This window comes from Synechococcus sp. PCC 6312, from assembly GCF_000316685.1.
GTDB lineage: Bacteria > Cyanobacteriota > Cyanobacteriia > Thermosynechococcales > Thermosynechococcaceae > Pseudocalidococcus.
The window spans coordinates 1,678,111-1,696,334 of the sequence record NC_019680.1 but is presented as its reverse complement, the minus strand read 5'-3'; the positions used below and the strand labels follow the sequence as shown (position 1 = coordinate 1,696,334).

26 protein-coding genes and 1 pseudogene are annotated in these 18,224 nt (G+C 46.3%); 20 read left to right on the top strand and 7 right to left on the bottom strand.

Going from position 1 to position 18,224, the window contains the following annotated elements:
• Positions 1-10: 10 nt before the first annotated feature.
• Positions 11-538, bottom strand: a complete 528-nt coding sequence (locus SYN6312_RS08260; protein WP_051020985.1) for a transposase — start codon at positions 536-538, stop codon at positions 11-13.
• 52 nt (positions 539-590) lie between these two features.
• Positions 591-1,437, bottom strand: a pseudogene (locus tag SYN6312_RS19345) (IS630 family transposase).
• 24 nt (positions 1,438-1,461) lie between these two features.
• On the opposite strand from SYN6312_RS19345, the gene tnpA reads away from it, so the two are divergent.
• Complete coding sequence (gene tnpA / locus SYN6312_RS08250; RefSeq protein ID WP_015124410.1) at positions 1,462-1,872, top strand: IS200/IS605 family transposase; 411 nt, start codon at positions 1,462-1,464, stop codon at positions 1,870-1,872.
• On the opposite strand, the gene SYN6312_RS08245 is transcribed toward tnpA, so the two are convergent.
• The gene (locus SYN6312_RS08245) at positions 1,858-2,304 is read right to left on the bottom strand and encodes a winged helix-turn-helix domain-containing protein (protein ID WP_156804763.1); all 447 of its coding nucleotides are present in this window, start codon (positions 2,302-2,304) and stop codon (positions 1,858-1,860) included. The two genes, tnpA and SYN6312_RS08245, sit on opposite strands and share 15 nt — an antisense overlap.
• A gap of 207 nt (positions 2,305-2,511) precedes the next feature.
• Between SYN6312_RS08245 and SYN6312_RS08240 the strand changes: the two genes are divergently transcribed.
• On the top strand, positions 2,512-2,793 hold the full coding sequence (locus SYN6312_RS08240) for a hypothetical protein (RefSeq protein WP_041430739.1): 282 nt from the start codon (positions 2,512-2,514) through the stop codon (positions 2,791-2,793).
• A gap of 169 nt (positions 2,794-2,962) precedes the next feature.
• On the opposite strand, the gene SYN6312_RS20350 is transcribed toward SYN6312_RS08240, so the two are convergent.
• Complete coding sequence (locus SYN6312_RS20350; RefSeq protein ID WP_156804762.1) at positions 2,963-3,256, bottom strand: hypothetical protein; 294 nt, start codon at positions 3,254-3,256, stop codon at positions 2,963-2,965.
• A 465-nt stretch (positions 3,257-3,721) separates the two neighbouring features.
• Between SYN6312_RS20350 and SYN6312_RS19340 the strand changes: the two genes are divergently transcribed.
• From SYN6312_RS19340 to SYN6312_RS08230, 3 genes are all read left to right on the top strand, one after another.
• Positions 3,722-3,961, top strand: a complete 240-nt coding sequence (locus tag SYN6312_RS19340) for a hypothetical protein (protein WP_015124407.1) — start codon at positions 3,722-3,724, stop codon at positions 3,959-3,961.
• 37 nt (positions 3,962-3,998) lie between these two features.
• Complete coding sequence (recQ, locus tag SYN6312_RS08235; RefSeq protein WP_015124406.1) at positions 3,999-6,197, top strand: DNA helicase RecQ; 2,199 nt, start codon at positions 3,999-4,001, stop codon at positions 6,195-6,197.
• 112 nt (positions 6,198-6,309) lie between these two features.
• Positions 6,310-7,110 (top strand): PD-(D/E)XK nuclease family protein, encoded by an 801-nt coding sequence (locus SYN6312_RS08230; RefSeq protein WP_015124405.1) that lies wholly within the window; start codon positions 6,310-6,312, stop codon positions 7,108-7,110.
• 157 nt (positions 7,111-7,267) lie between these two features.
• Here the strand turns inward: SYN6312_RS08230 and SYN6312_RS08225 are convergent, their stop codons facing one another.
• Positions 7,268-7,798 (bottom strand): hypothetical protein, encoded by a 531-nt coding sequence (locus SYN6312_RS08225; protein ID WP_015124404.1) that lies wholly within the window; start codon positions 7,796-7,798, stop codon positions 7,268-7,270.
• A gap of 140 nt (positions 7,799-7,938) precedes the next feature.
• Positions 7,939-8,406, bottom strand: a complete 468-nt coding sequence (locus SYN6312_RS08220) for a MarR family winged helix-turn-helix transcriptional regulator (protein WP_015124403.1) — start codon at positions 8,404-8,406, stop codon at positions 7,939-7,941.
• Positions 8,407-8,606: 200 nt separating this feature from the next.
• Here SYN6312_RS08220 and SYN6312_RS08215 point away from each other — a divergent pair, with 200 nt between their 5' ends.
• The 4 genes from SYN6312_RS08215 to SYN6312_RS08200 are packed head-to-tail and all read left to right on the top strand — an operon-like array spanning position 8,607 to position 11,091.
• Positions 8,607-9,167, top strand: a complete 561-nt coding sequence (locus tag SYN6312_RS08215; protein WP_015124402.1) for a LexA family transcriptional regulator — start codon at positions 8,607-8,609, stop codon at positions 9,165-9,167.
• Between the two features lie 41 nt (positions 9,168-9,208).
• On the top strand, positions 9,209-9,433 hold the full coding sequence (locus tag SYN6312_RS08210; RefSeq protein ID WP_015124401.1) for a hypothetical protein: 225 nt from the start codon (positions 9,209-9,211) through the stop codon (positions 9,431-9,433).
• Positions 9,430-9,846: a putative toxin-antitoxin system toxin component, PIN family gene (locus SYN6312_RS08205; protein WP_015124400.1), complete on the top strand. Its 417-nt coding sequence runs from the start codon at positions 9,430-9,432 to the stop codon at positions 9,844-9,846. The genes SYN6312_RS08210 and SYN6312_RS08205 overlap by 4 nt, the downstream gene beginning before the upstream one ends.
• A complete protein-coding gene (locus SYN6312_RS08200; protein WP_015124399.1) occupies positions 9,847-11,091 on the top strand; it encodes a Y-family DNA polymerase in 1,245 nt (414 codons plus the stop codon).
• Positions 11,092-11,471: 380 nt separating this feature from the next.
• On the opposite strand, the gene SYN6312_RS08195 is transcribed toward SYN6312_RS08200, so the two are convergent.
• Positions 11,472-11,759: a helix-turn-helix domain-containing protein gene (locus tag SYN6312_RS08195; RefSeq protein WP_371257398.1), complete on the bottom strand. Its 288-nt coding sequence runs from the start codon at positions 11,757-11,759 to the stop codon at positions 11,472-11,474.
• Between the two features lie 159 nt (positions 11,760-11,918).
• Here SYN6312_RS08195 and SYN6312_RS08190 point away from each other — a divergent pair, with 159 nt between their 5' ends.
• The 11 genes from SYN6312_RS08190 (at position 11,919) to SYN6312_RS08140 (ending at position 18,223) form a co-directional block, all read left to right on the top strand.
• Complete coding sequence (locus SYN6312_RS08190; protein WP_015124397.1) at positions 11,919-12,182, top strand: hypothetical protein; 264 nt, start codon at positions 11,919-11,921, stop codon at positions 12,180-12,182.
• A gap of 265 nt (positions 12,183-12,447) precedes the next feature.
• Entirely contained in the window at positions 12,448-13,332 is an 885-nt protein-coding gene (locus tag SYN6312_RS08185; protein WP_041430737.1) for a hypothetical protein, read from the top strand.
• Positions 13,333-13,424: 92 nt separating this feature from the next.
• On the top strand, positions 13,425-13,667 hold the full coding sequence (locus tag SYN6312_RS08180) for a hypothetical protein (RefSeq protein WP_041430735.1): 243 nt from the start codon (positions 13,425-13,427) through the stop codon (positions 13,665-13,667).
• Entirely contained in the window at positions 13,657-13,884 is a 228-nt protein-coding gene (locus SYN6312_RS08175; RefSeq protein ID WP_015124394.1) for a hypothetical protein, read from the top strand. The genes SYN6312_RS08180 and SYN6312_RS08175 overlap by 11 nt, the downstream gene beginning before the upstream one ends.
• Positions 13,885-13,972: 88 nt before the next feature.
• Entirely contained in the window at positions 13,973-14,710 is a 738-nt protein-coding gene (locus SYN6312_RS08170) for a hypothetical protein (protein ID WP_015124393.1), read from the top strand.
• Positions 14,711-14,879: 169 nt separating this feature from the next.
• A complete protein-coding gene (locus SYN6312_RS08165; protein WP_015124392.1) occupies positions 14,880-15,221 on the top strand; it encodes a hypothetical protein in 342 nt (113 codons plus the stop codon).
• Positions 15,163-15,807 (top strand): hypothetical protein, encoded by a 645-nt coding sequence (locus SYN6312_RS08160; protein WP_015124391.1) that lies wholly within the window; start codon positions 15,163-15,165, stop codon positions 15,805-15,807. The genes SYN6312_RS08165 and SYN6312_RS08160 overlap by 59 nt, the downstream gene beginning before the upstream one ends.
• Positions 15,779-16,729, top strand: a complete 951-nt coding sequence (locus tag SYN6312_RS08155; protein WP_015124390.1) for an ATP-binding protein — start codon at positions 15,779-15,781, stop codon at positions 16,727-16,729. The genes SYN6312_RS08160 and SYN6312_RS08155 overlap by 29 nt, the downstream gene beginning before the upstream one ends.
• Positions 16,730-16,732: 3 nt before the next feature.
• Positions 16,733-16,963 (top strand): hypothetical protein, encoded by a 231-nt coding sequence (locus SYN6312_RS08150; protein WP_015124389.1) that lies wholly within the window; start codon positions 16,733-16,735, stop codon positions 16,961-16,963.
• 10 nt (positions 16,964-16,973) lie between these two features.
• Positions 16,974-17,189, top strand: coding sequence for a hypothetical protein (locus SYN6312_RS08145; protein WP_015124388.1), 216 nt, complete (start codon positions 16,974-16,976; stop codon positions 17,187-17,189).
• Positions 17,186-18,223, top strand: coding sequence for a metal-dependent hydrolase (locus SYN6312_RS08140; RefSeq protein ID WP_015124387.1), 1,038 nt, complete (start codon positions 17,186-17,188; stop codon positions 18,221-18,223). Before SYN6312_RS08145 ends, SYN6312_RS08140 begins: the two co-directional genes overlap by 4 nt.
• The last annotated feature ends 1 nt before the right edge of the window (position 18,224 follow it).

The following is an 18,224-nucleotide window of genomic DNA, read 5'->3' as shown; positions in this document are numbered from 1 at the left end:
TCAATAAATTTCACTCATTCCTCAAGAAGTTTTTAGCTTGCAACCACACTGCTTCAATCGGATTTTGTTCCGGTGCGTATGGGGCTAATTTGATGCAGTAAATAGACCATTCTTGTTCTGGCTTATCTCCATTGACTTGATGTAAATAATTACGGAAATCATGACTGCTATGATATGCTGCACCATCCCAAATCACAATAACTTTCTGATTAGGATGAATCGTCTTTATCTCTTTGATAAACTGAATGGTATTCTGGCTATTTCCATTGGAATAAGGTCTTACAATTAGGCGACTTGTGACATAGTTAATTGCACCATAATATGTTTGCCTTTCCTTTATATTTTTGATAGGAACCTGTACTCTTTTATCCGTTTTACCCCAAGCATATCCACAAATATCCCCTGAAACGAGATGACACTGATCCGCCCAGTAGACAAAGGTTTTTCCCGATTCAATCTCTTTGGGTAGATTCCCCGCCCCTATAGCCCTTCGGGCATTCAAGAAAGGGGCGTACCCTTGAGAAATGAGCGAGTACATCCATAAGAGTCATAACGTCACAGTTTTGCTATATAGTAATTACAAATAAGTCTTAGAGATTGCGGTTGGCATAGTCTCGAATAATGTCATCAATGGCGGTGTCTGGCGTTGCATACTGTCTTCGTTTCTTCAAGGCAGCAAAATCGTGCTCAATCTTGTTAAAGTCTGGCGAGTATTTGGGTAGGAAGAGCACCTGATGCGCGCATTGGTGGGCAATGTCTCGAATCACATTTTTCCGGTGAATCGGGGCATTGTCTAAAATCAACACGGACGGGACTTGGAGGGTTGGTAATACCCACTCAGACAGCCATTTCTCAAAACATCCGGCATCAACGCTTCCCTCAACTACCATGGGGGCTAATAGAGCATCTTTGCATCTGGCCATGAGTAGATTTTCCCGTTTTTCTCGTTTTCCGGTTCTGTCTGCAAAGAGCTTGGTGCCTCGTTGGGCCCACCCCCAGGGTTGAGAGACTCGGTTGTCAAAGCCACTTTCATCGATGTAAACGAGACATCTCGACCCCTGTCGCTTCACAATCTCCTGTAATTGCTTGAGATAGACTTGACGTTCCTGAGGATTGCGTTCTCGATACTTTTGCTGTTTTTTTTCGGGTAATTTTCATCTGCTTCAGAGCATACCAAATGGCGTGAATGTTCACCCCGAAATGGGCTGCTCGGTCACAGAGGCGGGCATTGGGGTGGTCTTTAACGTGCTGTTCTAGAACCGCCCAATCGAGCTTGCGCTGACGACGTTTGACAACGGTGGGACGTAAATCCTCTCGGTTCAACCAGTTATAGACCGTTGCCGGACACACCTGAAACCGACGAGCTGCCTCTGCTTTGCTGCCACCCTCTTTTACAAAGGTCACGACTCGGGTGCGCAAATCCATGCTGTACGGCATTGACTTTTCATCTTTACTTCTTAATTGAAAGTACTATATCACCTGGTATTTCCGGCTAAATATCGTCGAGCCGTAATCGATGAACGAGTGGATGAGGTATTGAGAGAAGTCTGCTTAGAAATAGAAAAACGCTATGAGATTAAATTTGTTGAGATTGGTGTAGATAAAGACCATGTTCATTTTTTAGTGCAGTCAGTTCCGACGTATAGTGTGACGAAATTAGTGACCATGCTCAAAAGTTTAACGGCTCGGGAAATTTTTAAGCGATGCCCTCAAGTTAAGCGACAGTTATGGGGAGGTGAGTTTTGGAGTGATGGATATTTTGCGAGTACAGTTGGGAAATACGGGGACGAGAAAATGATTGCCAGCTACGTTAAAAGTGAAGGACAAGAATACTTGCAATTACACAGAGATGAGCAACTAAGTATCTTTTGATACTGATACCCCGTCCGCTTGCGGCGGGGAGGCTTCATTTGAAACTCGATTAGCTTCTAAATGCTGACAAATCTCTTTTTTTAAGGCGACTTTATCAGGGTCTTTTAAGGGATGAGTGACTTGTGCTTTTTGCCAAGATAGACCCGCTTCATGTAATAAATTATAATAGCTAGACTTTGCAGAATAGATAACATTAAATGTATCTAAAATATACGCCTCCAACTCTTCAAGATTCCAATAATTTTGTTGCTTTATCCAGTCCAGTACCTGTTGTTTTTCAACCTCTGTCAAATATGCAGGCTTACCTTTATACGCAAGTTTTAGCCCATTCACACCTGATAATAGAAACGCTTGTTTCCATTTTGTGATGAATCCTGATGAAACTTGAAGAATATTCATAATCTGCTGATGGATAAATCCTTCTAGGGTCATCTTTACTGCGAGGGCGCGCTTAGTCTCTCTTGAATCTAGACAAGCATCAATAAAAAGGACAACTCGCAGTCTCTAGTCAAGGCTTGGTAGTGCTTCGCTATACCTCCGGTAGGCTGTTGCCAACGCTTGTAGAAGATTTCTGTTCATCTAGAACAGTCTGCATAAAGCTATATTCGGATAGGGTCATCAACGGTCGAGGCGTTAACCATGCCAATGGATAAACGCAAATATCCTAAAAACTGGAAAGCCATTGCCTATACCATTAAGCACAATGCCAACTGGATATGCCAAGACTGTGGGCGGCCATGCCGCAAACCAGGCGTTCCCTGGAAAGTCTTCATTCACTGGTTATGCGACCACCCTGATAAATGCTGGATTAAAGACACCCTCGAAAACGACCGGGAAAAGGTACAACGGTTCACCTTGACCGTCGCCCACCTCAACCATCGCCCACAGGATAACCGCATCGTTGGCGTGAGCCTGCCGTAGGCATAAAACCTAAAAGCCCTATGCCCCCGCTGCCATCTGGCCCATGACATGACTCACCATGTCAGCAATGCCAAAGCAACGCGCCGCCGCAAAAAAGAAAAATACCACAACGATATTGGACAACTGCGGCTGAAACTCTAGACTTCCCCTAGAACAAACCCACCACAATCTACATATTCAGGACAAACTGACCCAAATCGTTCAGGTCAAACTGAAAGGCAAAGGCATCAGGGCAGACGAAATAAACATAACTAAACCCCAAAACCATACAACGCTCCCCCAGCGAATGACACAAGCACGTTGACAACTTAATCGCCACATCATCTGAGGGACACCCCACCACTAATGAACATCCACATTTCGATACGCGGCAGCCCCGCAGCAAATGAGCCGTACTCCCATCCAAATGCTCCAAGAGCCGACTCATTACAGTTTCGGAAAATAAGAGGCTGAAATCGTCCATTCGGAATTAGTGGTTAAGGATACGTTAAGTTTACCGAAAGATAAGGAGAAAACAAAATAACAGTCCCATTCAACAGAGCGTTAAACCTAACACAATCAATAGTTTAACAAAATTAAACAAGTTGAAACAGTCAATGTCATGCATCGTTTCTTTGTGTAAACCCACCCAGGAGGAATTATAAAATCCATCCATGAATTTGAAGCAGAAATCAAGGAAAAGTATCACCTAGACGAATCGGAAGTCATCATACAAGAGTATGCCGAATATTGTCTGCTAACCAATGGACTTGAAGAGTACAACCAACTCATTGACAAGCTCAACAAAGAAGCAGACCGTAAGTTCGCTGAGTCAGTCTGGCTCCATAACGAGAGCAACAAAGACCGTATCATCGCCGCTCGACTGAAGGAAAAAATGAATGAGCGGATTAATACGACCGGACGGCTCAAAAATAAAACTCCCCATTAAATGCGAGGCGGAAAACGAAAAGGGGCCGGGCGCAAAAGTGCATGGCAAAACCAGAAAACCTGCACCATTCGCGTCCCGGTCATCATTGCTCAACAGCTACTCGAAATCGCCCACGAACTCGATCAATACGCAAGCGAACATCAACTCTCAATCTCAGATGTCCTAAGGCAATTGGAAATTAAACCAAACACCATCAATGGTCATCACCCAACCAAAGACCCAAACCAGAAAGAATCTTGATTCTGATACAATTTCAAAGACCTTTGCCTCGTCCTGTATGTTACCCCTAGAAGCCCTCAAGCATTATTTCGGCTATGAGGCATTCCGCCCCGGTCAGGCAGAGATTATCAATGCATCCCTCAATCAGCAAGACGTTTTAGCCATTCTGCCAACTGGCGGGGGCAAGTCTATCTGCTTTCAGTTACCCGCCCTCCTCAAGCCAGGGGTAACGCTCGTTGTCTCGCCCCTCATTGCCCTGATGTTAGACCAGGTGCTGGCCTTGCAGAAAAATGGCATTCCGGCCACGTTTCTCAACAGCACCTTAGCTGCCGCTGAAGCCAGAGCGCGCATTCACTCCATTCTCAATGGAGAGGTCAAACTGCTCTACGTTGCCCCAGAGCGCTTAGTCAGTGACTCATTTACCGCCTTATTAGCCAACATCCACCAAACGGTTGGGATTGCCAGCTTTGTCGTGGATGAAGCCCATTGTGTATCCGAATGGGGTCATGACTTTCGACCCGACTATCGCCAACTCAGTCGGTTACGAGAACTCTTTCCAAGCATTCCGATGATGGCCTTGACCGCCACAGCGACCCACTGTGTCCGAGCCGACATTACTGAACAACTCTCCCTCAAACAGCCCTTTATCCATGTCGCCAGCTTTAACCGCCCTAACCTCTACTACGAAGTCATTGAAAAAAGCCGAGGTAAAGTCAGCCTATCGGAACTCACTCGCTACATCAAAAAAACAGAAGGCTCTGGCATCATCTACTGCATGAGCCGCAAAAACGTTGAAAAGCTGGCCAGTGAATTAAACGAGAATGGTATTTCAGCCCTGCCCTACCACGCTGGACTGAATAACGACACCCGCACCGACCATCAAACCCGTTTTATTCGGGACGATGTGCAAATTATGGTGGCCACGGTTGCCTTTGGTATGGGTATCAATAAGCCCGATGTCCGCTTTGTCATCCATTACGATCTGCCCCAGACCATTGAAGGCTATTACCAAGAATCGGGTCGGGGCGGTCGGGATGGTGAACCGGCCCGATGCACCCTGTTCTTCAGCCCTGGAGACATCAAACAGGCAGACTGGTTTATTCAGAACAAGGTTCACCCGGAAACCAATGAACCCCTGGAAGATGAGCAGCGCATCGCCCGACAACAACTCCGGCAGATTGCCGCCTATGCCGACAGCACCCTCTGTCGCAGAACAACCCTCCTCGGTTACTTCGGTGAAGCCTTCCCCGGCAACTGTGGCCAATGTGATAACTGCCGCTTTCCCAAACCTAAACAAGACTGGACAATCGAAGCCCAAAAGTTTCTCTCCTGTGTCGCCCGCACTGGCGAACGATTTGGTAGTCGCTACATCATTGATGTTTTGAGAGGCTCAACCCGTGACAAAGTTACCAAAAACGGTCATGAAACTCTCTCAACCTTTGGCATTGGCCTTGATAAGTCCATCAAGGAGTGGCAGCATCTAGCCCGCAGTCTCGTCCAACAAAACCTCGTCAATGAATCCGATGATGGCCACGGTATCCTCACCCTCAATACCCTGAGTTGGGCGGTACTGAGAGGACAGCACCAAGTTTGGGTTGCGCTCCCCAACCAACTCAGCAAAGAAAAAGTCACAATCGAAAAAGAACCTGACCTCGGCCCCATCCATACCGGATTGTTCCAATCGCTCCGTACCCTTCGCAAAGAGTTAGCCGATGACCAGGGCCTTGCCCCCTACATGATCTTTACGGATAGTAGCCTTAAGGAAATGGCCCGCTATCGCCCTTGCAGCCTCCCCAGCTTCAGCAAAATAACGGGAGTCGGTGACAAGAAACTCGAAGTCTATGGCTCTATCTTCGTAAAGCACATTTTCACTTACTGCCAACAGCATAGACTCCATGAAGCCATGCCTCGCTTCATCCCGAGCGAGACTCCCACCGAGAAGAAGCCAACAGCGAGAGAACGAACACTTAATGTCTGCAAACTGTTCCAAAGGGGACTATACCCACAAGACATCGCCAAATCCCTTGAAATGAAAGTCCAGCGAGTCTATGAACACTTAGCCGATGGAATCGAAGCCGGACAAATCCCCAGCATCGAAAGATTAGTCTCTCCAGAACGTCAAACCATGATGCTTAAAGCCTTTGACAAACATGGAGCCGACCGACTCAAGCCCATCTATGAAGAACTCAATGAACAGTTCTCCTATGAAGAACTAAGAGTCATGAGAGCGTTATGGAAAGTAACAAACCGAAATTAACAACCAGACTCAATTTGGTGAAACTCTGTTGACTACTACTGATAGCAGTATCAGTTGAGTTCGCTATTCTGAACAAAGTACCCAGGTGGAGCATCTAAGAGGCACAGCAACAATGGGATATGCGCTCTCTGCATCTCGATTACAAACCTATCAACGATGTCCCCAAGCCTATTATTTTCAGTATGAGCGGCACATGAGTAACCCAATCGGACAGAGAGCCGCGAGCTTGGGATGGGCACTCCATCAGACCCTTGCGACTCTCTACCGTGACTGGTCTTATAGTCAACCGATGCCTTGGTCTTGGGTCATGGTGCAATGGAAACCCTACAAAACTCGGTTAACTCCCTTCGAATACCAAGACGGGGAAATTATCCTCCAGCGTTACTATGCTGAGTATCTCCAGTCAGATATGCTGCGTAAACCAGTGGCAGTTGAAGGACGGATTCAGGGCACTCTCCTGTTTGACGGGATTGAATTTAGTTTAAAAGGACGTTATGACCGCTTGGACTGGTTTGAGGACGGCTTGGCCTTAGTAGATTACAAGTCAGCGAAGTCGCCCCAAGTGCCTGCTCCAGATGCGGTTGATGTCCAGTTGGGGCTTTATGCTTTAGCCCTAGGACAACACTACCAACAATCCTTGAAGCAAGTGAGTCTGGTGTTTCTACGGACAGGAAATGTCATTAGCTTTGCGGTCACTGACAATCATCAAGCTAAGGTTCGTTTTCTGATTCAGGACTTAGCACTCAGGCTTCACGTTGACCAAGATTGGAATCCCTGCACAGGCACTCACTGTAAGGGCTGTAGCTATAAAGCCTATTGTCCTGCGGTTAACCCTGATCCAGCCCCATTACCCTCAGAGATTCAATCTCGACCAGCTCCTCCCCTGCAACTTGCTCTCACCCTATTTGGCTAATAATTGAAGAGTATTGAGAACTATGAATTACGGTGAAAGTCAAGCAATCTTTCAGCGAACCTCATGAATTCATTCATGAGTAGGGTGCTTATGAAGTTGAATTTTTAGGTTTTACTCATCTCACAAGTCATCTCTATTTACTATAGCCGTCACCATCCTAGTTATTGTTACTAGCTTCGCTTTTCATTATATTTGGTCGTCTTCCCCAAGGCTTCAAGACTGAAATACCAATGATGACCAAGAGACAGAGAGCCTGAATAAGAGTTCCAAGTAATACACCCTTTGCATCAAATTCATACATTGGATTACTAATGGCTTGCAGCCCATTCTGTGCTGAGAGTTTCTCGGCGGTATTACCCCAAGGAAATAACCAGAAGGTTCCAAATACAACTAATCCAGTTGTGATAAACCATTTTGTAATTACCCAATAAAACTTAGTAAACCCATAGTTTGTAACCCAACAAAGAAGCGTTGCTGTCACAACTGAACCAATTGCTGAGGGAATTACAATCCAGTCATCCAGTAAATTGATGGCAGAATCGAGAGCGTTTAGTACATCAGCGTTAGTTGATGTTGTATTTCTCAGCGATAAGAGGAACATACTCAAGACGGCTCCAGTCCAAAGAGCGGCGAATCCAACATGGGCAGACAACAGCCAATTTTTTTGACTGACACTTAGTTTTGACATTTTCCCTCCTGAATTGGTGCAAGCAACTCCAATCCGCTTGAATAGTCATGAACTTGTTTAAGCGGCTCAGAATATTAAATATATTGACATTTAATATATTAAGTGATTTGTGACCCGTCAATAGCCTGCCGTTGAGAGTGCTAGAGAAGGTTATGAACCATCTGATCTAGAATCCCCAGAATGGCTTGCTGCTGGGCTTTTGGGATGCTGCCAGTCGCTTTTTCAATGGTTTCTGCACCCACTGCTGGTAAGACGTGCATTAGTTTCCTGCCTTCTTCGGTCAACCAAATGCGAACAATACGGCGATCTCCAGGATCACGCTCTCGATAGACGAGGTTGCGATCTTCCATCCGATCCACGACTCCGGTTAGTGTTGCTCCAAGTTGCTTAAGCTTATCGGCGATCCCAGATGTTGAAAGTCCATCCTCTTCCCACAAGCAACATAGAACGAGGTAATGAAATGGAGTCAGCCCATAGGGTTCCAGCCGATCTAAGAAATCTCGATACATCAATTGGGATACTAGTTTGACTTTGTACCCTAGGTTGTAAGGTGCTAAGACATAATGCCATTGCCGGAGAAAATCGGCTTTTGCAGAGGAATCAGGCATGGTGGGTAGAGTTATTGTCAAGTCAAATAGTTAACATATTAACTATTTTATGAATGCAGTGACTTTTTATTTGAAGCAGCGGAAGTAGACAAAATCTAAAACAAACTCTGGAACATTAACAGTCCTCGTCTGGTGGCTTGTGAGACACCCGCTACTCTAGAACTTGCTAAGATAATGTCCTTGAATTTCGTACATTAATCATGAAAGGCGGAGCAAGACCCGGAGCGGGGCGACCAAAAGGGACGGGGAAGTATGGCGAACCCACGGAGGTGATTCGTTTACCTCTGAGTGTGATTCAGCAGATTCCCCAGTTATTAGAGCAGCAACAGCCTAGGACGACCCTCACTGAGTTATATCGCCCCCAACTCGGAGCTACTTTAGCGTTGCCGCTCTATCAGATGCCTGTCTCAGCCGGATTTCCCTCGCCAGCCGATGACTACATTGAGCAGCGTTTAGACCTGAACCGACATCTCATCAAAAATCCAGCCGTAACCTTCATGGCCAGGGTGTCTGGGGATTCAATGATTGGGGTGGGTATCCATGACGGCGATGTAATTATTGTTGACCGCTCCCTAGAACCCAAGGACGGGCAGATTGTCATTGCGGTGTTGAACGGGGAGCTAACGGTCAAGCGATTAAAATGCAAGCGTAAACGGTTATTCTTGCAAGCTGAGAATCCTAACTACCCTGACATTGAAATTACCGATGCCAGTGCCTTTCAAGTCTGGGGAGTCGTGACTAACGTGATTCATGCCCTATGAATTGAGCAGAATGAAACAGTGCCGTCAAGGTCTATATCCCTATGAGCCAGATTAAAGTTCGCCCAGAAGTTGCCCAGGCTTATCAATCTGCTTCTGTCTCTCAACAGGAGCAGATTCAGGTACTACTGACGCTACTCCTTCAACAACCGCAAGAAGAAAACGCCCAACTACTGCTGCACCTAATGGATTATCTGAGTGACCAGGCCGGTGCACGGGGGTTAACACCTGAGTTGTTGGCTGAGATATTAGCAGAACCAGACGCATGAGTTCAGAACGATTTGTTGTTGATTGCAACATCCTCGTCAGTGCTGCTTTGTCGAAGGTCAGTGTCTCTCGGCAAGGTTTGAATAAAGTGATTCAGAGTGGGACTCTCCTCTTTTCCCAGGCCACTCTCACGGAATTGGAGCTGGTCTTAAGTCGCCCAAAATTTACGCGTTACATTACCCCTTTAGAACGCCAGTTGTTTATTTTTCAAGTAGTCCAGACTGCCGAGATTGTCAGCATTGACTGTCAGATTCAAGCCTGTTCAGACCCTAAGGACGATATGTATCTTGAACTGGCAGTGAGTGGAAAAGCCACCCTGCTATTGACAGGAGATCGTGATTTACTAACTCTCAACCCCTACCAAGGCATTCCAATTCTGACGTTAACCCAATGGCTAGACCTAAGAGAAGCCTGAATGTTTGCCCTGGTGGACTGCAACAATTTCTATGTCTCCTGTGAACGGGTCTTTAAACCCAAGCTCCAAGGACAGCCCGTAGTTGTCTTATCGAATAACGATGGCTGTGTAGTGGCTCGCTCCCAGGAAGTTAAAGCCTTGGGTGTACCGATGGGGGCTCCCTTCTTCAAAATCAAAGACCTTGTAGCCGCACACAACATTCAAGTTTTTTGGAGTAACTATGCCCTCTATGGAGATATGAGCCAACGGGTAATGCAGACCCTCACCTACCTGTGTCCAGGCCTGGAGGTTTACTCGATTGATGAAGCCTTCCTCGACTTCTCTGGGTTTCAAGCTCACCCGTTGAAACAGGGCCAGGCCATCCGTGAAACCGTGCTGCAATGGACAGGCATTCCCGTTTCGATTGGCATTGCCCCAACTAAGGTGTTAGCAAAGGTTGCTAACAAGCTCGCCAAACAAAACGGTGGGGTCTTGGTATTGTCTCCATCGGCAATCAACTCAGTATTAGCCAGTCTGTCTGTGGAGGACATCTGGGATATTTCAACCCGCTGGGGTCAACGCTTACGAACTATCAACATTACCAATGCCGCCGAGCTAGAATCTGCAAACTTGGCTATGATTCGCCAGAAATTTAATGTGGTCATGGAGCGGATTGTCCGGGAGTTGCGGGGAGAATCCTGCCTACCTCTGGAGTCGGTGATCAATCCCCAACAAAGTTTGGTTGTGTCTCGTTCTTTTGGTCAGCCAGTTACCACATTAACTGAACTGAAACAGGCCGTTGCTACCTATATCAGCCGAGCCACCGAAAAACTTCGCAGCAAAGAACTGATGACAACCCATGTGACTGTGTTTGCCAGGACGAATCGGTTTCAGGAGAACTATGAATCACCCAGTGCGAGTATGACCCTGCTGAAGCCGACCAACCATACCGGGAAGTTACTAGATGTTGCCTTACGCTGTGCTGAGTCTATGTACCAGGCCGGGCGAGCCTATAAGAAAGCGGGCGTAATTCTCCAAGGGCTAAGCCCACACCAGGCTATTCAGCACACTTTCTTTGATGCTCCCTGTGACGAGAAAGAGGAGGCGTTAATGGCGACCCTTGACCGAATCAATCAGCGGTTTGGACAGCATACCCTGCGCTACGGGGCTATAGGGATAAAGCAACATTGGGTAATGCGGCGTAGTCAACGATCTCCCCATTACACAACTCAATGGAAAGAGTTATGGACGATTCAATCCTTTTGAGCAACACTCAAGGTTAATTTTTATCACTACGATTAAAGTGGTCACTTTTTAGAAAAATGATTGAAAATTGCTCTTTTTGTATAAATTATGCACGCTCCTATTACCTTGTGCGTGCGATCCACTCAAGCGGGCGAAACAAAACCCCATGCTCTGACTTTAAAACAAGTCTTCAAAAAGAACTTTGGCAACCTGAAGGGGCGGCCTACTACGACGGTGAACTGATCTACCAGCCACCCGAATTAAGCTATGAAGAACGATTAGAACGACTGGAATGGCATCCCCAATTTACCGGACGATGCCCAAACTGCGAGATGCCGATAACACAGACTGAACCGGCCCGGATTCATTGGGACTGTGAACATTGTGGCTGGAAGAATGACTCACTTTGAGAGTAGAGCAAACATCCGATCCGAAATAGCCCGACTTAGCTCGCCCAACTCCAACATAGACATCTGGGATACCTGTTCCATCACAGTCGTAGCTTGAGACTCTAAGGGACGAGCAAACAAGTAAGCAACCAAGGATTCTGTGGTCTCTTTTCTATAGGAGGCGATCCGAGCCAAATTCTCTAGGGATGGCAGACTTCCCTGAGACTCCCACATCTGAATTGCAGACTGACTCACCCCAAGTAGCTGAGATAACTCGCGCTGGGTCATAGTGCCACGCATCTCAACCATCATCAGAGAAAAGCGAGCCTTAAATATATCGAAGTCCTCCACGACCGTCTTACCAAAACCAAGACACCCTCATTTTGGCATGGAATGAATCACCAAGAATGATTATGTGATAAGTTAAGATTGATTTACTAATAAAGCAAGACCAGTAATGTGATCGCCAGCATCGAAGACCGCGCAGAGAGAAAAAACGTCACGATTCGGATGACACCGCAAGTAAAGCGACTCCTCCAGTTAATGGCCGCAGACGAACAGCACTATGCCTCAGACCTAATCGAGGAAGCAATTATTCTCCGAGTTGTTGCCAAAGGACTACAAGAGAAGGCAAGCATCAATGAAATTGCTGTGAGAACAGGTTTATCTATGGACGACATCAACCTTGCAATTCAAGAACTAAAAGAAATCCAATGGAACTAACTCTATCCGAATTTGCTGCTTGGTCACAGCAATTAACACCAAGTCAACTCCAAGTATTGATCGCAATTCAGTTGCTTAAAAGTAGCAGCGCTGAGGAAATTAGCAAAACTATTCAAACATCAGAGCGAAACGTAAAACGCATTATCAAAGAACTTAAAATCCTAAACCTGATCCAAGTAAATCGAGAGACACTCATTGAGGCTGTTCCAACAATACACACCAAATCTGACCCTGAATTACCAGTTTTGTCCCTCAATTACCAGTTTTGTCACTTCAGAAAACAGAAAATACAGAAATCAAATCTGATGAACCGAAGGAAATTCAAGACAAAAACAAGTCCAAAAACACTAGAAGCCTTACAGTGCAAGCGATTGAAGCAGATTTACCAAAATTTAACGAAAAAAATATAGATCTAAAGAATTTAAATATAGATCTAAATACTAAGAATTTAGATCTACATAACACACACGCAGATTTTTATTCCCGTGCGTGTGCGCGTGAGGACGAGGAAGTTGAAGCAAAAAACTCCCTCCAAAAACCGGATAATACCCCAGACCAAAAATGCTCAGATTTGGTTCAAAATTTGCCTGTATGCACTGCAAGTGATGAAGCCCGTCTGTTTGGTCGCCCAGACTATTACAGACGGTTTGAGGGGCAATTTGAAGCAGCTATCCTACCCGTGTGGCGAAGTGGGTATGGTATCGAAGGCCTGAAAGAGGAATTTGTTGAATTTATCCGCAAGACCCTGGACAAAATAGGCGGTGAGCATACTCGCGGTGATGCGGTTATCTACATCATAAAACGAGAAAAAATGCAAGATACTGATGCGCTAGAAGCTCGCGCAAATGACTGGTTAAACGAGGAAAAAAGGCGTAGGCAAAACAAATTTCAACAAGGAAATAATATGTATCTAAATGCAGATAACAATGATAATTCCTTGGATATAAGTGAGCTTCAAATACAAATTTCTCTAGAACTTAAAAAGCTTGGATGGTCGAAGAAAGAGGCTCTGAACTACATGGTTCAACATCATGGATGGGTGGAGAACATCATCATTCGGGAAGGTAGATTTGACCGACTCACCAACGAAGACTTGATTCAACTTTTACTGAAACTTAAGGGTAGAAACAATGCTCAACAAGAGACTTGAGGCGGCTGAATTACAAGCCACTAAATTAAAGCAGAAAAAAAGAACTGAGAGAAGAATTTATCGAGTATCTAACCAGTCAATACAACCGAGTCATGGCGGATGGGGAAATTGCACCGGAGGGGGTATGGCTAGAGGTATGCAAATGTCATGGCCGTAAAAACAGCTATCAGGTTTTCTACCGTAGTTTTCAGCCCATCTTTAACGGTAAGAAACGAAAATATGTCGGGATGAGAAATTCCAAAAAGCACCAAGCCGCCGCTGAAGCTATTGAACGCCGTGACCATCTCCACAGCCTCAGCTTACAAATCAAGGAACTGCAAAAATATGGCCAATAAGTACAAAGTTGGCGACCGGATCATGCCCATTAACCAAGCAGCCAAAGAACTAGAAAAAGAACTCGGCATGAAAGGATGTTCAAGAGATAGAGTCCGGTTAAAAATTCAGAATAGTTGGCGGTTTAAGTGGCAAGAAGGAGTCCACTTTGTCCGGTCTGGCAAGGGTATAACCGCCCTCAACATAGATGCAATTAAACGAGAAGTCCTTAAGAGCTAACAAGGAAAAAAACGCTCTGATAAGAATATCTAAGATAAACTCATAGCTAAGGTGTCTTTCAGGGAGATGACCCCAAGGAGGCCAAATTATGACTACAAAAATCACTGGTGAAGTCGAGTACAAAATTCCAATCACAGGAGAAGCGGGAGCAGTCCCAACCGCATTCACTATTAGCGTGAATGACCAAAAACTGACACTCCCTAACCAATGGTTGCTATCCCAAGAGCAAGTCGAAAGCCTAAAAAATGCCACCAAAATTGAAACCAGTAATACACACGGTCAATTAGACCTCAATATAAAGAAAGTAAAGGTCTATCAACAGAACATCTACTTCTCCGGCGTTGGCACCTGGACAGGAAACGAAGAAATCATCTACTCCAGCATCGGAGAACTGAGCTTCATCTATTACAAGTCAACGGTCGTTAAGGGAATGTACCTCCGCAATGGAGAGGAACTTGAGCTAGAAAAGTACCTCATTCGGAAACGATGCTTCAGTCGCTTGTTCGGCTTTGACATCGAAGACTCACTTACCTATGGCGGACAAGTAAAAACAAGAGAGCTGCTAAAGGTGGCAATCGAGAAAACTGATGATTACGCCCCGCTCTGTCTTGACGAAGAAGACCTAAAAAAAAAGATGGAACACTGGATTAAAGAAAATCAGAAAACGGTCAACGACATAGCCCTTAATATCCAAAGCCGCAAGCTAATGGAGAAGATGGAACAGAGAGAATGGCCACCTGAAATAGATGAGGCAGCGGCCAAGGTCAACCAATGGATGATCCAATCAAAAGGTATTAGTCTCCAAGAGTACCTCTACTTAATCTGACTCCCTCAATTTGTTATGAACCGCAGTCTGATAAACGTCCAAAATCCGGTATTAAGAAATTTAGGAAATATGAATACCTGAAAGCCTTATACAGAAGCATTTAGATAACTTAAGAAAAACACTGGCTTATTTTTTGGCTTAAAATATAGCCAGTTTTGACGCGTCAGATATGTTTACAAAACTCAACAAAAAAAAGCTGAAGGAAGGACACCAGACCAGACAGCAAATCCTCAACGCGCTTGAGAATCATGAAGTCTGTGATCGCAATACCCTTTGCAAGATGACAGACCTTTCCTATAGCCAAGTTAGGGTGCAAACCGCCAACTTGGTTCAGTCTGGGGTGATCAAGTCATTTGTGGTCAACAAGTCCCGGTTCTACAAAATCATTGGGATTATCGCCCTGGTGGCCAGCACTATCGAAATTGGTATTCACATCTTTGAGGCTAACAATCATGAACAGCACGCCCTGGCAGCAGATTACATTGGGTCAGATTTACCGAGCTACGATTAACACCCTAGAACGGTGGGGGACGGCCATCCGCCAAAGAGCAGAGTCTTTCGTACAGACGACTATCGAACCCGCCTGGGATGCCGTCAAGTCATTTGGAGATGAGCCTTACCCGCTTCTCCCACCCGCCAAGCTACAGTTAATGCCACAACAACCGGAACAAGAACCCACAACCCCAACCCAACCCAGCCCACTCCTACTCGCCACACTATCAGAACAACCCAACCCTACCTACTGGTGGTTGCCGTTCCTACGAGAGTCGTTTATCCCTACCCCAGACCTAGAAAAGCCAGAGAAAAAACCTAAACCGAAAAGGCGTTCCGTAACCGCTGAACAAGGTCGGAAAGTTATCGAAGAAACACCCCTACCCTTTGAAATCGACTTTCACAGCATTAAACTGTGCGATTTGCGACGTAGGCGAACGGTCTTTGGCCTCCTCTACGTCGCCTGGACAGAGAAGAAACTCCGCACCTATAGCGAACTCAAAGAATTCGTGAGGGAACACACAGGAACACGATGCTCTAGTGCTATGGTCAGCGCATTTAAGAGGTTTGTTGAAAGTGGCAAAATCTATAAAACGGCACATTAGAAGCCTCAAAGATGGCACGAAACGCCTCTATACCTATGCCATTGACCAAGTAACCGGGAAATCGGAAAGCATTGGCATCCAAACGGTACAAGAAGAACAGTCCATTTCCCAACGCCTGTATAGACGTTCAATTTTTCAACACATCGTCGCCTCACTCAAAGCCGACAGTAGCCTGCTAGTCGTCAGCGAGATTGGAGGCGGAAAAACCTATCTGGCCGAAGCGACCCACCGAGAACTGACCGATGAAGGGTTCCTTTGCGTCCTGATTACACCCAGCACCATCCGAGCCAACATGATCCAGATCGCTGAAGCACTTGGGGTGGATACCTACAACCTGGAAGGGAAACGAATGAACATCCAGGAACTACAAGAAGCTGTCCTAAATTGGCTGCAAGATAACCTGGCCTTCCTGATTTTTGATGATGCCCACAAACTACCCGCCACATTCCGCTACTGGCTGGAAGAACTACAGAAGAAAAACCAGCATATCCTCTTGTTCGCAACCCACCCCCCACCCAAGGACATCTTTATCCGACTGCCCCGCATGGAACTACCGCCATTAGAAAACAAATGGATTCGCCAAATCATGTACGAGGCCGCCGAAGACCTGGGTATTGACCTAACCCCTGCCAGAATTGCAGCCTTACAAGAACGCTGTGCCGGAAATCCAATGTTGGCCAAGCGGGTTGTCAAGGAAGAATATCTCGGTCTAGATGACCTAGCCCCAGACCATACTCAGTGGATCGATGGAACGCCATTTCTCGTCGCAGTGATGTTGTGCTTCGTGATTGTTCGCTTTCTGGGGCTGGGATTCAACAGCACCAGCCTTTACTTAATGGGCGGCATCCTTACCGTTGCAGTCGGTGTCGTCCGCTTGCTTGTCTCGGCCATGCCTCGCAAACAGAAATACCTGGGACGGTGACACATGGAAACAGTCATATTCTGCCGGGGAGATTACCTCCCAGAGCAATACAAGAACCTGATGTCCAATGGACAACTGAAGAAGTATTACCGGATGAATGGCAGCAGCCCCCAACTCGCTCGGCCTTACCTCCGAATCTGGGAGATAGAACTGGAAGCCAAAACAAAAGGCTGGACAGCCAAGATAATCACTGGAAGACAAGGAAAAGTCGTCCCGACCGCACGACCCCAATGAGACACTCAAAATGTTAATGGCCAAAACCGTTATTCACCCTGGTGAGACAACCGACCGCATCACCCTAGCCGTAACCATCGGCTCCAGTGAAAAAATCACTGACCGCTTGGCCCTAATCAAAGCTGTATTAAGAGGGCTACACGCCCAAGCCGAAGCAGAAGGGCTAATAAGCCTGGCCAGTGACGGGATTACGACTGAAATACGAGTGCAGGAAGTCGAACCATGAAGGCCATCACCCATGCTGCACTAGCGGCAACCAGCACAGCCGCCTTTTTAGGGGAAAGTAACCCCTTAGTTTTGTTGGCTTCAGCAATCGCCTCACAAATACCCGATGTGGATACCAGCAAATCAGTGTCGGGCCGCATCTTGTTCCCAATCAGCAGCTTTATTGAGCAAAAGTTTCCCCACCGCTCTGTAACCCACAGCTTCATCGCTACCGCCATTATTGCGGTGGTACTCAGTCCAGTCTTACTCCTAAGCCGCACTATCTATGGTGCTTTGGTGGTCGGTTACTTTATGGGCTGGTTTGGGGATGTTTTCACCAAAACGGGAGTCGCTGCGTTCTACCCAAGCCAAGCCCGACTGGTTATCCCTGGCAACCCTCAGTTACGACTCAGTACCAATTCGGCCGCCGAGCCTTTTATCTTCGTTCTGCTAATAATCGTGGGGGTTATTGTCCTCAACATTAACTCCCAAGGCGGCATCGTCATGGCCTTTAACCAACTACTCGGACTACCCGAGGGCGTGATTGAGGAAGTTATATCTAAGGGACAGAACAATATTCTATATGTGGAAATTATCGGGAAGGATGAAACCACACAGCAAAATATCAAAGATAGGTTTGAGGTCATCCAAGCCTTAACCAGTAACGACCTACTCGTTGAAAGCCAGGGCGGTGTTCTCTACCGAGCCGGACGGTCACAAAACGCCCAAATCCGAGTCGGCAGTATTCGCCTGGAACGTGGCCCATCCGTTAGCAGTGAAACACGACAAGTCACCCTAGAAGAACAACCCTTTACTGACCTCAATTTAGACCAATACCCAAAGCGAACTTACCTGACCGGAACGGTTGCAGTTACTGATAGCTTCAGCTTAAACTTAATTCCTTTGATAGATAGATATAATCCCGTCACCTTTCAACCCACTCGGGATAACACAGGCATCCTCAGACTTAGATCTGCCAGACCACAAGATATTGCAACCATCGAAGCGGATGTAACTGGCAATATTCTCATTCGCACTGTTGTCCCCAAGGAGTAAT

Excerpts from the sequence above, each read along its gene's own strand:
- SYN6312_RS08260 (WP_051020985.1), bottom strand. The coding sequence starts at position 538 with ATGTACTCGCTCATTTCTCAAGGGTACGCCCCTTTCTTGAATGCCCGA.
- SYN6312_RS08245 (WP_156804763.1), bottom strand. The coding sequence starts at position 2,304 with ATGACCCTAGAAGGATTTATCCATCAGCAGATTATGAATATTCTTCAA.
- SYN6312_RS08240 (WP_041430739.1), top strand. The coding sequence starts at position 2,512 with ATGCCAATGGATAAACGCAAATATCCTAAAAACTGGAAAGCCATTGCC.
- SYN6312_RS20350 (WP_156804762.1), bottom strand. The coding sequence starts at position 3,256 with ATGGACGATTTCAGCCTCTTATTTTCCGAAACTGTAATGAGTCGGCTC.
- SYN6312_RS19340 (WP_015124407.1), top strand. The coding sequence starts at position 3,722 with ATGCGAGGCGGAAAACGAAAAGGGGCCGGGCGCAAAAGTGCATGGCAA.
- recQ (WP_015124406.1), top strand. The coding sequence starts at position 3,999 with ATGTTACCCCTAGAAGCCCTCAAGCATTATTTCGGCTATGAGGCATTC.
- SYN6312_RS08230 (WP_015124405.1), top strand. The coding sequence starts at position 6,310 with ATGGGATATGCGCTCTCTGCATCTCGATTACAAACCTATCAACGATGT.
- SYN6312_RS08225 (WP_015124404.1), bottom strand. The coding sequence starts at position 7,798 with ATGTCAAAACTAAGTGTCAGTCAAAAAAATTGGCTGTTGTCTGCCCAT.
- SYN6312_RS08220 (WP_015124403.1), bottom strand. The coding sequence starts at position 8,406 with ATGCCTGATTCCTCTGCAAAAGCCGATTTTCTCCGGCAATGGCATTAT.
- SYN6312_RS08215 (WP_015124402.1), top strand. The coding sequence starts at position 8,607 with ATGAAAGGCGGAGCAAGACCCGGAGCGGGGCGACCAAAAGGGACGGGG.
- SYN6312_RS08210 (WP_015124401.1), top strand. The coding sequence starts at position 9,209 with ATGAGCCAGATTAAAGTTCGCCCAGAAGTTGCCCAGGCTTATCAATCT.
- SYN6312_RS08205 (WP_015124400.1), top strand. The coding sequence starts at position 9,430 with ATGAGTTCAGAACGATTTGTTGTTGATTGCAACATCCTCGTCAGTGCT.
- SYN6312_RS08200 (WP_015124399.1), top strand. The coding sequence starts at position 9,847 with ATGTTTGCCCTGGTGGACTGCAACAATTTCTATGTCTCCTGTGAACGG.
- SYN6312_RS08195 (WP_371257398.1), bottom strand. The coding sequence starts at position 11,759 with ATGCGTGGCACTATGACCCAGCGCGAGTTATCTCAGCTACTTGGGGTG.
- SYN6312_RS08180 (WP_041430735.1), top strand. The coding sequence starts at position 13,425 with ATGGCGGATGGGGAAATTGCACCGGAGGGGGTATGGCTAGAGGTATGC.
- SYN6312_RS08175 (WP_015124394.1), top strand. The coding sequence starts at position 13,657 with ATGGCCAATAAGTACAAAGTTGGCGACCGGATCATGCCCATTAACCAA.
- SYN6312_RS08170 (WP_015124393.1), top strand. The coding sequence starts at position 13,973 with ATGACTACAAAAATCACTGGTGAAGTCGAGTACAAAATTCCAATCACA.
- SYN6312_RS08165 (WP_015124392.1), top strand. The coding sequence starts at position 14,880 with ATGTTTACAAAACTCAACAAAAAAAAGCTGAAGGAAGGACACCAGACC.
- SYN6312_RS08160 (WP_015124391.1), top strand. The coding sequence starts at position 15,163 with ATGAACAGCACGCCCTGGCAGCAGATTACATTGGGTCAGATTTACCGA.
- SYN6312_RS08150 (WP_015124389.1), top strand. The coding sequence starts at position 16,733 with ATGGAAACAGTCATATTCTGCCGGGGAGATTACCTCCCAGAGCAATAC.
- SYN6312_RS08145 (WP_015124388.1), top strand. The coding sequence starts at position 16,974 with ATGTTAATGGCCAAAACCGTTATTCACCCTGGTGAGACAACCGACCGC.
- SYN6312_RS08140 (WP_015124387.1), top strand. The coding sequence starts at position 17,186 with ATGAAGGCCATCACCCATGCTGCACTAGCGGCAACCAGCACAGCCGCC.